This is a genomic window from Beggiatoa leptomitoformis (assembly GCF_001305575.3).
In the GTDB taxonomy this organism is placed as follows: domain Bacteria; phylum Pseudomonadota; class Gammaproteobacteria; order Beggiatoales; family Beggiatoaceae; genus Beggiatoa; species Beggiatoa leptomitoformis.
In genome coordinates, this window is record NZ_CP012373.2 from 2,534,233 (window position 1) to 2,548,796 (window position 14,564).

The 14,564-nt window shown below is 39.1% G+C and carries 15 protein-coding genes; 6 read left to right on the forward strand and 9 right to left on the reverse strand.

Translation table 11 applies throughout. From position 1 onward, the window contains the following. Window positions 1-22 precede the first annotated feature (22 nt). Together AL038_RS10570 and AL038_RS10575 are read left to right on the forward strand one after the other, a co-directional pair. Entirely contained in the window at window positions 23-667 is a 645-nt protein-coding gene (locus tag AL038_RS10570) for a hypothetical protein (RefSeq protein WP_145917092.1), read from the forward strand. A gap of 152 nt (window positions 668-819) precedes the next feature. After that, window positions 820-1,548, forward strand: a complete 729-nt coding sequence (locus tag AL038_RS10575) for a type I phosphoribosyltransferase (RefSeq protein ID WP_062152610.1) — start codon at window positions 820-822, stop codon at window positions 1,546-1,548. A 340-nt stretch (window positions 1,549-1,888) separates the two neighbouring features. Here AL038_RS10575 and AL038_RS10580 read toward each other — a convergent pair whose 3' ends face one another. The 4 genes from AL038_RS10580 to AL038_RS10595 form a co-directional block, all read right to left on the reverse strand. Beyond that, the gene (locus AL038_RS10580; protein ID WP_083991498.1) at window positions 1,889-2,635 is read right to left on the reverse strand and encodes an RNA methyltransferase; all 747 of its coding nucleotides are present in this window, start codon (window positions 2,633-2,635) and stop codon (window positions 1,889-1,891) included. A 2-nt stretch (window positions 2,636-2,637) separates the two neighbouring features. Then, the gene (locus AL038_RS10585; RefSeq protein ID WP_062152612.1) at window positions 2,638-3,273 is read right to left on the reverse strand and encodes a DUF599 domain-containing protein; all 636 of its coding nucleotides are present in this window, start codon (window positions 3,271-3,273) and stop codon (window positions 2,638-2,640) included. 6 nt (window positions 3,274-3,279) lie between these two features. Continuing rightward, window positions 3,280-4,863 carry a peptide chain release factor 3 gene (locus tag AL038_RS10590; protein WP_062152614.1) on the reverse strand — a complete coding sequence of 528 codons (1,584 nt, stop codon included), beginning with the start codon at window positions 4,861-4,863 and terminating at the stop codon, window positions 3,280-3,282. 311 nt (window positions 4,864-5,174) lie between these two features. Continuing rightward, window positions 5,175-5,828 (reverse strand): glutathione S-transferase family protein, encoded by a 654-nt coding sequence (locus AL038_RS10595; RefSeq protein ID WP_062152616.1) that lies wholly within the window; start codon window positions 5,826-5,828, stop codon window positions 5,175-5,177. A gap of 88 nt (window positions 5,829-5,916) precedes the next feature. Here AL038_RS10595 and AL038_RS10600 point away from each other — a divergent pair, with 88 nt between their 5' ends. The 4 genes from AL038_RS10600 (at window position 5,917) to AL038_RS10615 (ending at window position 11,235) form a co-directional block, all read left to right on the forward strand. After that, window positions 5,917-6,297: a hypothetical protein gene (locus AL038_RS10600; RefSeq protein WP_062152619.1), complete on the forward strand. Its 381-nt coding sequence runs from the start codon at window positions 5,917-5,919 to the stop codon at window positions 6,295-6,297. A gap of 49 nt (window positions 6,298-6,346) precedes the next feature. Further along, a complete protein-coding gene (glmU, locus tag AL038_RS10605; RefSeq protein WP_062155470.1) occupies window positions 6,347-7,720 on the forward strand; it encodes a bifunctional UDP-N-acetylglucosamine diphosphorylase/glucosamine-1-phosphate N-acetyltransferase GlmU in 1,374 nt (457 codons plus the stop codon). Window positions 7,721-7,823: 103 nt separating this feature from the next. Then, window positions 7,824-10,943, forward strand: coding sequence for a type ISP restriction/modification enzyme (locus tag AL038_RS10610; RefSeq protein ID WP_062152621.1), 3,120 nt, complete (start codon window positions 7,824-7,826; stop codon window positions 10,941-10,943). Next, window positions 10,918-11,235, forward strand: a complete 318-nt coding sequence (locus AL038_RS10615) for a hypothetical protein (protein WP_062152622.1) — start codon at window positions 10,918-10,920, stop codon at window positions 11,233-11,235. The genes AL038_RS10610 and AL038_RS10615 overlap by 26 nt, the downstream gene beginning before the upstream one ends. A 438-nt stretch (window positions 11,236-11,673) precedes the next feature. Here AL038_RS10615 and AL038_RS10620 read toward each other — a convergent pair whose 3' ends face one another. The 5 genes from AL038_RS10620 to ppsR all read right to left on the reverse strand — a co-directional run bounded on the left by AL038_RS10620 (window position 11,674) and on the right by ppsR (window position 14,477). Next, the gene (locus AL038_RS10620) at window positions 11,674-12,576 is read right to left on the reverse strand and encodes a hypothetical protein (protein WP_062152624.1); all 903 of its coding nucleotides are present in this window, start codon (window positions 12,574-12,576) and stop codon (window positions 11,674-11,676) included. Between the two features lie 130 nt (window positions 12,577-12,706). Beyond that, window positions 12,707-12,841 carry a type II toxin-antitoxin system HicA family toxin gene (locus AL038_RS18285; RefSeq protein ID WP_201800186.1) on the reverse strand — a complete coding sequence of 45 codons (135 nt, stop codon included), beginning with the start codon at window positions 12,839-12,841 and terminating at the stop codon, window positions 12,707-12,709. Further along, on the reverse strand, window positions 12,780-12,932 hold the full coding sequence (locus AL038_RS18945) for a type II toxin-antitoxin system HicA family toxin (protein ID WP_201800076.1): 153 nt from the start codon (window positions 12,930-12,932) through the stop codon (window positions 12,780-12,782). The genes AL038_RS18285 and AL038_RS18945 overlap by 62 nt, the downstream gene beginning before the upstream one ends. Beyond that, a complete protein-coding gene (locus AL038_RS10630; RefSeq protein WP_002685204.1) occupies window positions 12,933-13,148 on the reverse strand; it encodes a type II toxin-antitoxin system HicB family antitoxin in 216 nt (71 codons plus the stop codon). A gap of 498 nt (window positions 13,149-13,646) precedes the next feature. Then, window positions 13,647-14,477, reverse strand: a complete 831-nt coding sequence (gene ppsR, locus AL038_RS10635; RefSeq protein WP_062152629.1) for a posphoenolpyruvate synthetase regulatory kinase/phosphorylase PpsR — start codon at window positions 14,475-14,477, stop codon at window positions 13,647-13,649. Window positions 14,478-14,564 lie beyond the last annotated feature (87 nt).

Sequence of the window (14,564 nt, forward strand, 5' to 3'; positions counted from 1 at the left end):
TCACATATCTATGAAGGGAAAAATGATGCCTCTTATATCACAACTCTGTTTTAGTTTATGCTTTTTTCTCTCTACTGCGGTTTATGCAACATGCGAAACCGCTACTTTACCCGCGCCTTTTTCAAGCCTGACTTGTCGAGCGGTCACACACGAAAACACTTGTAAACAATTATGCGTGTTACGAACTGACCAAGAATCGCACTGGTTTTTATTCAGCGCGCAATCTTTCACAGTCAAGCTAGATATTCCTGCGTCTTTTTACGGTGTAACGGCGTTTGAAATTTCGCCAACGGAACACTGGATAGCAATCGCTTCCGCAGGTGAAGGGCATCCCGCGCTTGATGTTTTTCCGCTTCAGCCCTTATTAGAAAACCAAGCAGTAGAAGCCCGTTATAGTATTAATCCCTATCCCGGTAGCATTGATATGGAACGTTGGGAAGATGCCGAGCATTTACGCATCACTACTGACCGTTGGTTACCGTATAACACGCCATTATTTGAGGAAAAATATGTGCAATTTCGCTTGAATGTCACAACAGGCGAATATAGCACTGATGATAAAGACTTAACGAACCCCGTAAAATATTATGAAAAAATGCTTACCCGTTTAACAGATGATTGGGAAAAACAGGAAGCCATGAATGCGTTAAAACAGATACAACCGTAGCTCATCGCCATCATTCGCCCACATTAATAATAGCTTGTGCTTGCTAAGGGTTTCTGTGAGTTGTACAGCAAGCCTGAGTTAGTCAGGGATATGGCTACAACATTATGTAAATCAAATTATATCGTCAGTGGCTTAATTTATAAAGGTTTTCTATGGGAATTGATGTTTCACCAAATAAAGTTGTTACTTTTAATGCCACGCACAATCGTTTAGTAAATACTAATATAGAACAAATTCCTATGGAGCATGAAATTACTGGGTGTAAAATTTCATGTATATTCCAACGCAGAAAATCATCATCAGGGGATGGAAACCCATTAATTTACGCTTTAAAGGGGAAAGATGGATATTCTATCTCAAGGAGAGAACTTACTAAGTTTTTGGGAAGTTTTTATGTATTGCTTGAAAAGATTCTTGGACAAAAATCAGCCGATATTATCGTGCCAATGCCTTCATCGCATCCCATAGCGTTAATTATAGCAAGGAGAATAGCACGTAGAATGAATAATCAAGTACTTATTTTGAATAATTTATTTCAGAAAAAAACAATTGATGAAGTTTCATCAGAGCTTGAAGATTTACTCCAAAACTCTTTGCTTTCTAAGAAAGAATGTCGCTCCATTGAGCAATTGATAGCTCGCTTGGGAAAAGTTAAAGGCAAGATGTTTTCTATGAAAAATGTTGATATAAAATCTCGGGCGTATATTAACCCACTAAAACTTAGTTTACATTCGCCAGAAATATCCATGACTCTTTTACGAATCATTGTTGTAGATGATTTAGTTGCATCAGGTAGTACTTTAAGTGCAGCAGTCAACCTTTTAAGAGAGTTGTATCCTAACGCTCACATTGAGGGTATCTGTTTGTTCAGCAAGTTATAATCCTCTTCATTGACAGAAATTATCTTTTAGTGTTTAATTAAAACCTAAGACCATATATATGCCCTGTGGTCTATAAAAATGAAGCTGAGGTTCGCCTCAGTGGGTCCGAGCTAGCACTGTGAACGGGTCAAACCATAAGGGTTAAGTATCGTTTTTGGTTAGGTATCGGCTAACAAATTAGGTTTTGAAATTTAGAAAGGCTCATAAGATTCTTCTTGTGGGCCTTTCTTTTTTAAATGTTCAAAAATAAAATTCAGTAGCAAAACGTAATGTTCCCCGCAAATATCCTAAGCCTTTCGCTATCACTTTTTCAACTTTTAAAACCTTTACCAAAGAAAACCTAGCTTTTTTTCCCCTGTACCTGCGCGGCTGTCAAAATTCCACGCAAAATATTAACCTCAGATTGATTTGGTTGTGCCTTATTAAGAAAACGTTGCAATTTACGCATTAAACGCTTGGGTTTTTCTGGGTCTAAAAAATTTATATCTATCAACGTTTGCTCTAAATGCTCGTAAAGCCGTGCTAATTCCTCAGCAGAAGCTAGCGGAATTTCATTTTTAATGGCAATACTGGGTGTTGCAGTTAATAAGCTTGCTTGGCGGCGGGCTTCATAACATAAAATTTGTACCGCACTTGCAATGTTTAACGACGCATAATCAGGATTAGAGGGGATTTGTACCAAATAATGACAACGGTCTAATTCTGCATTGCTTAAACCTGAATGCTCCCGTCCAAACACTATCGCGCAATTTTCTCCCGACTCTAACGCTTTTTCGATACAGGCTTCAGGGCTAAGTGTTGGCCATGCCACACTGCGCGGGCGCGCACTACAGCCAAAAACCAAGCGACAATCCTTTAATCCCGCTTCTAAAGAATCGCACACCTGCGCATTTTGCAAAATATCGCTTGCCCCTGACGCTAATGCAGTCGCTTCAGCAGAGGGAAATTTAAGCGGTTCTACCAAGACTAATTGGGAAACGTTCATGGTTTTCATGGCACGGGCAGCAGAACCTATATTACCGGGGTGTGTTGTGCCAACCATGACGATGTGTAAACGACGGAGCAAAATATCTAAAGAAGTAGGCATAGTTATTCGGTTTGTAGCCATTGCATGTCATTACCACCAAAATCTAGGCGGTAAAGGGTGAAAACTAAAACAAGCGTTCCTAACAGTAGCCAGAAGCCACCTAATAACCATAAGGCTAAGGGAATGGAAAAGTAATAATGTCGCATTCCAACGTTGTAATAATAAGCGGTACGGTTAAGTGTTTTAATCACAAATTGGCGGAAATCGGTGTAGGTTGCGTCATTGAGCGGAATATTGAGCAAAAAAGCCAGATGATTATAAAGCCTAACCGCTAGGGCAAAATTCAAAAACCCTAAAAAGAAATTAATCGCCAGTAGAGATAACTTCATAATCCATAAGGCTTCTGGCGTATGTTTTTGTTGCTCTGCGGTTAGGGCCATATTTAAAATGCCCAAGGCAATAATAATCGCGGTGGAAGCAAGAAAAGAACTAGACATAATCCAATTGCGCAAGGTTTGCACAACCATCACGTCTTTTTTCCCCCCCAACACGCTATCAACCCACAAAATCCGTAACATGTTTATTTTACTAAATCTAACGACATGCGGCGTATGGTTAATGCGGATGTACAAGTAGAGGTGATACGCAACTACCAGTACAAACGCGAGCAATGTAAAAGAAACGTCTAAACCGTCCATCTATTGTTAATGTTCTCGCGTTGCTAAAAATTGCACCCCTTGCCATTTTTCTTGGGCAAGACTGAGATTAATCTTCGTTGGGGCGATATAAACCAATTGGTCAGCATTGTCTAATGCCAAGTTTTCAAATGCTCTTTTTTGCAACTCTTCCAGTTTTTTCGCGTCGTCGCATTTTATCCAACGCGCAGTCGCAACTTGTACATTTTCAAAACTACATTCCACCCCATATTCATTTTTTAATCGCCAACTGACCACATCAAATTGCAACACGCCAACAGCCCCTAATATCAAATCGTTATTGCTTAGCGGGCGAAAAACTTGGGTTGCCCCTTCTTCGCTCAGTTGCATCAATCCTTTTAACAAGGCTTTCATCCTCAATGGGTCACGCAGGCGAGCGCGGCGGAATATCTCAGGGGCAAAGTAGGGAATACCCGTGAATTTTAGGGTTTCACCTTGCGTAAAGGTATCGCCAATTTGAATCGTGCCATGATTGTGTAAACCGATAATATCACCGGGAAAGGCTTCTTCTACATGTTCCCGTTCCCCTGCCATAAAAGTTAAGGCCGTTGCAATTTGTACATCACGGGCAAGACGCACATGACGCACTTTCATACCCTTACTGTATTGACCTGAACAAACCCGTAAAAAAGCAATACGGTCACGGTGTGCAGGGTCCATATTTGCTTGGATTTTAAAGACAAAACCAGAAAATTTATCTTCGGTTGCTTCAACAATACGGCTCGTTGTTGGGCAGGGTTGTGGCACAGGTGCGTATTCGGCAAAACTATCCAATAAACTTTGAATGCCAAAATTATTAATTGCTGAGCCAAAAAAAACAGGCGTGAGCTTTCCTGATAAATAGGGTTCTAATTCAAATGGATGACTTGCTCCTTGTACCAGCTCTAATTCTTCCTGTAGCTCATCAATCATATCCTGACCAATGATAGCGGCTAATGCGGGGTCATCTAAGCGTGCAAAACGTTGTCCTTCGCTTGCAATGGCATTTTTACCATGTTCAAACAACGTGACGCTGTGGTCTAAGAGATGATAAACCCCCTTAAAGCGTTTTCCCATGCCGATGGGCCAAGTGATAGGGGCGCATTGAATTTTTAACACGCTTTCAATTTCGTCTAATAACTCAATCGGCGGGCGACCTTCACGGTCTAATTTATTGATAAATGTAATAATCGGCGTATCACGTAGGCGACAAACATCTAATAATTTAATCGTGCGTTCTTCCACCCCTTTAGCGCAATCTATCACCATCAAAGCAGAATCGACGGCGGTTAAGGTGCGATAAGTATCTTCGGAAAAGTCTTCATGTCCCGGTGTATCAAGCAGATTAATAATGATGTTTTTATAAGGAAACTGCATCACGGAGGAAGTCACAGAAATACCGCGTTGTTTTTCCAGTTCCATCCAATCGGATGTTGCATGGCGAGCGGCTTTACGTCCTTTCACCGTGCCTGCCATTTGGATTGCACCACCAAATAACAATAGTTTTTCCGTTACCGTAGTTTTACCCGCATCAGGGTGGGAGATAATGGCAAATGTGCGGCGTTTCGCCGTTTCTTCAATCAAGGTTGACATGCTAAATCTATTCGGTTAGTTGCGACAGCAGAGAAAAGAGGAATTGTATCGTATTTGCAGGGTCTGAATCAGGATTTTAAAAGTAGTAAAGATTGTCTGAATCAGAATTTTCAGGATTAACAGAATTGACAGAATTTAAAAACAATAGATTTATTGCAAAATATAACATGGATAACACAGCTTTAAGCGGTGTTATCCATTTTTAAAGATTGTCTGAATCAGAATTTTCAGGATTAACAGAATTACCAGAATTTAAAGACAAGAAAATGCTTAACCTATTTAGCAGTCTATTAATGCACTCTAGCATTTTCTTATCTTTCCTGAGAAAGCAACACCTCTGTTTCTGCTTTTCCTGCACTTATCCAAGCCTGTAGAGCAGGTAATGCTAAAATTGTCTCCAGATACGTCTGCTCGATAGTTTCCAGTTTGACGGCATAACTGGCAAAACGTAAAACCACTGGCGCGTACATCGCATCTGCAATACTAAAATCACCGAATAGAAAATGGCCATTTTGCCCATATTTCATTCGACAAGTGCGCCAGATTTCACAAATACGATGGACTTCTTGCTGTGCCGAATCAGAAATGCTAACCGCGCCCTTATCGTAAGCACAATTTAAAGGTAATTCTTTACGCAATTCAGCAAACCCCGCGTGCATTTCGGCACTGACAGAACGCGCCACCGCCCGTGCATCGCCATCGCTAGGTAAGCCTTTCCCCGCTAAATGGGTTTCATTTAAATACTCACAAATTGCCAGAGAATCCCAAATAATCCGCCCTGCATCATGTAATACAGGGACTCTGCCCGAAGGAGAATATTGCAAGATTTGCGTATAAAAAGAAGGGACATAAAGAGATAAGCGGATTTCCTCAAAAGGAATGTTAAAATAACGGGCAAACAGCCAAGGGCGTAAAGACCAACTAGAGTATTTCTTATTACCAATAATTAAGCATGTAGATGACATAGTAATAGCTCGTTGTCTGTAATATGTTGGTGATGGCAGGAAAGTTACAATAAATGGAAATTAACTGATTTAAGGTGATATGTCACAGATGGACACAATTTTGTTAGAAAAATTATTAGCCTTGCTAGTTGAAAAAGACTCACTCAAAGCAGTACATGCGTATTTACAAGCGCAACAGGTAAAAACAACGAGTGACACGGTAGAACAAACATTGTTAGAAAAAATCAATGCGCTGCTTCCTAATTCTGCTCAAACATTGGTGTTTTTACGCAATATTTACAACCCCGAATTACCCGATGTATTAGATAAAATCCCGCCACACGCCAGCATGAGCAAAGTTGATGTGTATCATCAACAGCAAGAATGGTTAAAAGACAAGATATTAGGCGAGCCACAAGCCACAAAAATCTGGACAGTTGACGAACTTAAAGAATTAGGTTTCGTTGGCATTTATGGACAAGCAGAATAAATTCCTGCTTGCGTCACCTTTTCTCGCGCACTCATCCACACCACGCACCATGACAATAAACACCTCACTTGCCATCGTTATCCTTGCGGCTGGACAGGGCAAACGGATGTATTCCGATTTACCTAAAGTCTTACACCGTTTAGCCGATAAGCCATTATTACAACATGTATTAGACACCGCTTATCAGATAAACCCCACGCAACTGTATATTGTTCATGGTCATGGCGGTGCGCAACTCCAAACGGTATTTGCACAAACAAACGCAACATGGGTACAACAAGCACAACAGCTTGGAACAGGTCATGCAGTCGCGCAAGTATTACCTTATCTCACAGATAATCAACAAATTTTAGTCCTCTATGGTGATGTGCCACTGATACCAGCCGAAACCTTAAAAACCCTGTGCGCCCAAACGCCGAGCAATCAAGTTGGCATTCTCACAATGACCATAGATAACCCAACAGGTTACGGGCGTATTGTGCGCAATGACTCGGGTCAAGTTATACAGATTATTGAAGAAAAAGAAGCTGATAGCACGACAAAAGCCATTCATGAAATCAACACAGGAATTATGTTAATCCCCGTCAACGCATTACGCACTTGGTTGCAACAATTAACCAATCATAATGCGCAAGGTGAATACTATCTAACGGATATTATTGCACTCGCAGTGCGCGATGGAATCAACATCACCACACACTCCCCCCGACACGAATATGATGTGCTAGGCGTAAACGACCGCTTACAACTCGCTACCCTAGAACGTTATTACCAACAACAACAAATTATAACCCTGATGCAACAAGGCTTAAGCGTGCGCGACCCTGCACGTTTAGATATTCGCGGACAAGTGAGCATTGGGCGAGATGTTTGCGTGGATATTAACGTGATTTTTGAAGGCGTGATAAAACTAGGCAACCGCGTCACGATTGGGGCAAATTGCATATTGAAAGATGTAGAAATTGCTGACGATGTAGAAATTCGCTCCCACTGCGTGCTGGAATCCTGCACCGTTGGCGCAAACAGCATTATCGGTCCTTTTGCCCGCTTGCGTCCTGATACCGTTTTGGCGGAACAAGTTCATATTGGTAATTTTGTCGAAGTGAAAAAAACCACTGTTGGCATAGGCTCAAAAATCAATCACTTAAGCTATATTGGTGATAGCGAAATTGGCGCAGGCGTAAATATTGGCGCAGGAACAATTACTTGTAACTATGACGGTGTGAATAAATTTAAAACCATCATTGAAGACGGCGCATTTATCGGCTCTGACACACAATTAGTTGCTCCTGTGACAGTCGGCAAAGGGGCGACAATTGGCGCAGGTTCAACCATCGTACATGATACACCTGCGGAAAAATTAACCTTGAGTCGGGCGCAACAAATCACGATAGAACAGTGGCAGAAACCTGTGAAGAAGTAACTTTTCTCGCACGGCGGTTGTTGGCGTTAGCAATACTAATCCGAGTACTGTGAGATAATTAATATAGAACAGATTTTTACATTCTCTCGATTAAAAGAACAAAATGAACCCTATACAAACGTATTTAAACGAGTTGCAAGCTGCTGTCAGTGCAGGGAATGCAACAGAACATACTCACCGCCCTGCTTTAAAGAATTTGCTATGTGCGATTTTACCTGACTATCGAATAACCAATGAACCCCGCCGTATTGCCTGCGGTTCGCCCGATTTTGAAGTGGCAAAAAATGATATTCCTGTGGGACATATTGAGGCGAAAGACATCGGCATTGATTTGAACAAAGTACAACAGTCTGAGCAATTAGAGCGTTATTTGCCGTTATTAAATAATTTGTTGTTGACGGATTATGTTGAATTCCGTTGGTTTGTTGAGCAGGAATATCGACCTGAAATGACGGTGCGTTTAGCGGAACGAGATAAAAAAGGGAATTTAAAACCGATTCCCGAATCGTTTTCACACTTAGAAACTTTGTTGCAGACCTTTGTCAATACGCAGATTGTCACGCTACGTAGTCCTGAAGAGTTAGCCAAAAAAATGGCACTTATTGCGCGAGATATTGATCGTAATATGCTACTTGCGTATGAACAGGAAGGGGACAGAGGCAAGTTACATGAGCAGTTAAATAGTTTTAGAATCACCTTATTAGATACGTTAAAAGTTGAAGATTTTACCGACATGGTCGCGCAAACCGTTTGTTATGGGCTATTCGCCGCAAAGTGTAGCGCAGATTTAAGTCAGCCTTTTAATCGTTTAACCGCGAGTCATTTTGTTCCTAAAACCAATCCGTTTTTAAGAAATTTATTTAATCAAATTGCAGGGATTGAATTAGATGACCGTTTAGTGTGGATGGTTGACCATTTATGTGCGGTGTTGAATCGGGCAGATATTGCGGCGATTTTAGAAAACTTTGGACGGAGAACACGGCAAGAAGACCCTGTCGTGCATTTTTATGAAACTTTTTTGGCGCAATATAACCCTAAATTGCGAGAGGTGCGGGGGGTTTATTACACGCCTGAACCTGTTGTGTCTTATATCGTGCGCTCTGTGGATTTAGTGCTTAAAGATAAATTTAAGTTAAAACAAGGTTTAGCGGATAGTTCTTTGTTAGAAAATGGCGTGCATAAAGTGCAGATTCTTGACCCTGCAACAGGAACAGGGACATTTTTATATTCTGTTTTTGCGACGATTTTTGAGAAATTCCGTAAAAATAAGGGCATGTGGTCGGATTATGTTTCTAAACATTTATTGCCGCGTGTGCATGGTTTCGAGTTGTTAATGGCGGCTTATACTGTCGCTCACATGAAATTAAGTTTGCAGTTGAAAGATTATGGCTATGATTTTAAAAGTGATGAGCGATTAAGGGTATTTTTAACCAATACTTTAGATGAAGCACATCAAAGTGAAGAAACCTTGCTGGCGCGGTGGTTGTCGAATGAAGCCAATGAGGCAAACAGTGTTAAATCAACATCGCCTGTGATGGTGGTTTTAGGGAATCCGCCTTATTCCTATGATTCAATGAATAAAGGGAAGTGGATTAGTGAACTAATCCGTGATTATTATCAAGTTGATGGTAGTTCTTTGAACGAAAGCAATCCAAAAGGCTTACAAGATGATTATGTTAAATTCATTCGTTTTGCCCAGTGGCGAATTAAGCAAACAGGCTACGGCGTTTTAGGCTTTGTCACAAATCACGGCTATTTAGATAATCCAACCTTTAGGGGAATGCGTCAGGCTTTGATGCAAGATTTTGATGAAATCTATATTTTAGATTTACACGGTAATGCAAAGAAAAAAGAGCAATCACCTGATGGCAGTGTGGATAAAAACGTGTTTGATATTCAACAAGGCGTTGCGATTGGGATTTTTATCAAACATCGTGAGAAAAAAGCAGAATATGCTCAAGTTTATCATGCACATTTACACGGTGAACGGGCTTTTAAATATCAGTATTTAGCTGAGAAAGATATTAATTTGACAGAATGGACAAGCTTAAAACCGCAATCGCCTTTTTATTTATTTGTTCCACAAAATACCGATTTATTGCCTGAATACGAACGCGGATGGAAAATTACAGAAATAATGCCGCTAAATTCAACAGGTGTAAAAACACACCGCGACCATTTTGTTATCGCTTTTGATAAAACAGAATTGCAGAAACGGATTGATGATTTTAGAAATCTTGCATTATCTGATGCAAAAATTGCTGAATTGTATGATTTGAAAGAGACGGATAGCTTTAATTTAAATATAAGCCGTACACATTTACGTGATGATAAAAATTGGCAATGTTTTTTTACACATGTTTTATATCGCCCATTTGATATACGCAGTTATTATCATAACGAAAACCTTGTTGATCGTTCTCGTCAAGATGTTATGCAACATATTGATAATATGGATAACTTATCCATTGGTTTGGGAAGACAAGGAATAGCCGTAAATGATGACATTTGGCATTTAGTAACATGTACTAACTATATGTTAGACACCAATGTATTTAGAAGGGGTGGAGTTAATGTATTTCCCCTCTATCTCTACCAAGAAGAAAAAGGCTTACTCTCCTATATAGGACTATCAGAGCCACAAATCACCCGCAAACCCAACTTTTCCCCCGAATTCATCCAAGATTTAGAAACTCGCTTAACCCTACAATTTATCCCTGAAGAACGAGGCGATTTTAAAACAAGCATTAGCGCGTTAGATGTTTTCTACTACATGTATGCCGTTTTTCACAGCCCAAGTTATAGAACACGTTATGCCGAATTTCTAAAGATAGATTTTCCCCGTTTGCCCTTAACCAAAGATAAAGCTAAATTTAAACAACTCACCGAGTTAGGCGAACAACTGGTTAAAATTCACCTCATGGAAGCGGATATCGAAAACGACAGCAGTTTTCCCATTGAAGGTAATAATCTTGTTGAGAAAATCGAATACAAAGACGACAAGGTTTACATCAACAAAACCCAGTATTTTGAAGATATTAGCCCCGCGATTTGGCACTTTTACATTGGCGGTTATCAAGTTTGTCAAAAATGGCTCAAAGATAGAAAAGGCAGAACATTAAGCTATAATGACTGTGTGCAGTACCTTTATATTTTATCCGCAATAGAAAAGACTCAAGACTTAATGGAGCAGATTGATGCAATTTCAGGCTTCCCTCTTTGACACCCCAGCCCCGACAGAAACTACTGAAACTACTGAAACATCAAACCCTAAGACATCAGGTGTTTTAATCCTGGAATGGGATACCTTATGTTACGAGACCCGTTATTGCTTAGGTGATATGGCAGGGAATTTAAACGAAAAGTATATAACGGATGTTTTAGCCAAACAAAATGCTGATGAAGTGTATGATTTTGTAAAACTTATGTTGCAAGATGGTCTAAAAAGAATGAGTAAAAATAAAGTAACCCTCAGTTTTGGCGCAAAAGACAATACAGAAACGCTCATCAATTAATTGAAAATCCCGCCATCAAAAGGCTTTGTTCAGACTCCCGAAAAAGTCAAAACAAAGCCTTATTTCATTTTCTCGCCTGCACTCCCCTCCGCAGGGGGCTATTTTCGCTCAATTCTGGGTTATTTTTGTTTGGCGTAGTTTGGTAGGAGTCTTTTTATGCGATATACACAGACAATTATTGACCGTATTTGTAACTGCGGAAAAATTCCCCGTTGGGACATTGGGCAAAAACTAATTTTCCTTGTAAATTAATAATCTCAATATTTTTGGTTATGGTATCAAGGCTTACAGCCTAGAGAAATATCACATTCTTTTCACTTTGAACAGTTTTACCTCAGTCAGCCCCGCCCGCATCAGCACACCGCGCTCGATTGCGGGCGGGGGTTTTTTCGGCTTCTCTTATCTCCTTTTGAGGACAGTTTAAGAATACCTAAATATTTAGGTCTTTGCATAACTCAATAATTTTTCAAAAAAAATAGTTAACTCTTCAATTCTTTGCATATCATCACTATTAACATCAGACAAAAATGAAGACACAAGAAAAAATTTTAGTTCAAAACTATTAGAAGTAAAAAACGGAAAAAACATGATTTCATCATTACAAATTTTAAATAGAGAGTTATCTTTCAAATAAAAATTTAGGTAAATACTATAGAAAAATAAAAAAAACAATTCTGCTGCTGATAATTGTAATTGTATAGTGCGTAAGAATATAGAACGATTTTCCGAGGTAGAAGGTATATACGTAATTACATTTTTTATAATAGAAAGATGAGAGGTTACTTTAAAATTTTCTTTTTTAAAGAAAAAGGCTAAAAAACCTAAAAAATCATCTTTATGAGAATTTGGGGATAGATGATATTTTTGTTTATATAAAATTTCTAAAAAACTGGAAACATTTACCCACGATAAGTTGCATTGAGCCTTACTATTTTTATAGGACCCATTTAACAGCGAAAAGGTTGTATTGATGTCTTGTTGTATCGCTAAATTATTAAGAGATAAATTATATATATTGTTTCCTGCTTGTTGGATTTCTACGTTCCCAGTGACTGTACCAAAACTCAACGCATCAAAACCTTCTTTTTCTAATGCCAACCCCTGACGAGTAATTGAATAAACGAAAGAATCTATATGTGTAGAAGGTAACTTAGTTAAAAAACCATTTGCTACAAGAGTATTTAAATCATCATTTAAAAACCTTGGCTCAGAAATAGAGATTTCTTCGCTTAGTACTAAATCATCACTTAAGGTACACAACGTAATAAAAGATGGAATTCTTTCACTTTTCATTTGTTTTAAAATGGACAACGCTTGGTCTGATAATTTTATATTTGACATGATTAATTTCCTAAAAGTGAAAGCTTCTTAATTATTCTCACTACCCTTAATTGCCCCACCGCACAAGCCTTGCACGAGAATAACGGACATAAAGCTTAAAAGAGTTTTATCTTTGACTTAAAAAACCCACTTACTTCCTCAAAAACTCCTCAGTACTAATACCTGCTTGCGTCAGAACAGCTTTTAATGTGCCTTCAGGCATATCACCTGAATGATTGGGGGATTGTTGTGTAACAGTTTGTTGTAGCGTTATACCAAATCTCATGACTGCCAGCGGCTTGTCGGTAAAGTTCAAAGCCTAAAGCCCTTAGACGGCTAACTATCTCACGATATTTAAACCCTGATAACCGCCCCATTTAAACCCCAATCACTAAAGCGCAATCAAAGGAGTCTGGAATTTTGCGGACATTTTGGGCTTGTGCCAGCAATAAACACTTTGCGACATCCTGAGCAATGGAGATTGTTTCCTCTAAAGTTTCACCTTGAGCAACTAAACCTTGCACGTCTTTTGAAGTAGCAAGGTAATAGCCTTCGGGAAGTTTTTCGATATGTAGCCTGATAAGTGTTTCCATGATATTTCCAATTGGGGACTGCTTCTATTTAAACGGGTTCTTAATACATGTCACTTCGCTTCTAAATTTTTCGAAGACTCTTTCTATGTTCTCAATTTCTTTATTTGTTTTGTCTATAAACGCTTGCTTCTCTACAACATCTTTCTTTAACTCTTTGTTCTCTAAATATAACTGTACAACAAAAGTACTCAAAACAGTAAGTAATATCAGCATAATGATAAATAACGTCTTTTCTTTCATACTTGAACGTCTCCATTTAAGGACGGCGATATTTTGGGCTTAAAAGGTTTTACCCTTAAAAATTCGCTTTTGTCTTTTAATCGGTGAACGCTAATGTTTCTTTTAGTTTTCTTATTTTAATACCACCACTTCTTTTGCACTATCAAATAAAGTAACCCTCAGTTTTACCGTAAAAAACAATGATAAGCTTTTTACACAGTGACGGATAACGCTGACCACAGCCGCATTATCCGTGAAAAACCATTGTAATCCATAAACTTACTTAAATCGCTTTTTCAATCCCGTCTGTTTTAAAATCATTGCAGAAATCTCCTCAATAGAGGTGTGCGTTGCATTGATATAGGGAATTTTTAACTGTCGAAACAATGCTTCAATTTTTTGTACTTCTATCTGACAAGTTTTTAATGACGCATAATCACTGTTTGGATAACGCTGTTGACGAATGCGTTGCAAATTTTCAGGTGCAATCGTTAGCCCAAATAATTTGTGTTGATGCGGCTGTAAAATAGACGGTAAACCATCGCCCAATTCTTCAGCAATCAATGGATAATTTGCCGCTGTCACTGCAAAATTCATCGCTAAATATAAACACGTTGGTGTTTTACCCGAGCGTGATACACCCAATAAAATAATTTCCGCCTCTTCATACCGTTTAACACTTGCACCATCATCATGTTGCAAGGCAAAATTAATCGCTTCAATACGGTTATAATAAGACAAGGTCTCCTCACCCTTATTGTGCGTGCGTCCAATTGCGTGCGAAGATTTAAGCCCTAGTTCTAATTCTAACGGTTCGATAAAACGACCAAAAATATCAAATAATAAAGCGTTTGCTTTGGTTAAAATGTGGCGATAAGGTAATTCAATGAGTGTTGCAAAAATAATGGGGCGATATTCCGCAGTTTTGGCATATTCATTGATTTGTTTTACAGCGTCTTCAGCTTGTTCAACTGATTGAATGAATGTAATGGTGGTAAATTCAAATTCAACATTATCTTCAAATTGGGCTAATAGGCTGTTGCCTAAAGTGCTGACCGTAATGCCTGTGCTGTCAGATACAAAAAATACATAGCGTTTGGGTTTGCTCATAAATCATTAGTAACGTGATAAAGTGAAGAAACTCGGATAGTAACATATTTGTCATTCACGGATTGAGCAAACACAAGACTGTCGTTA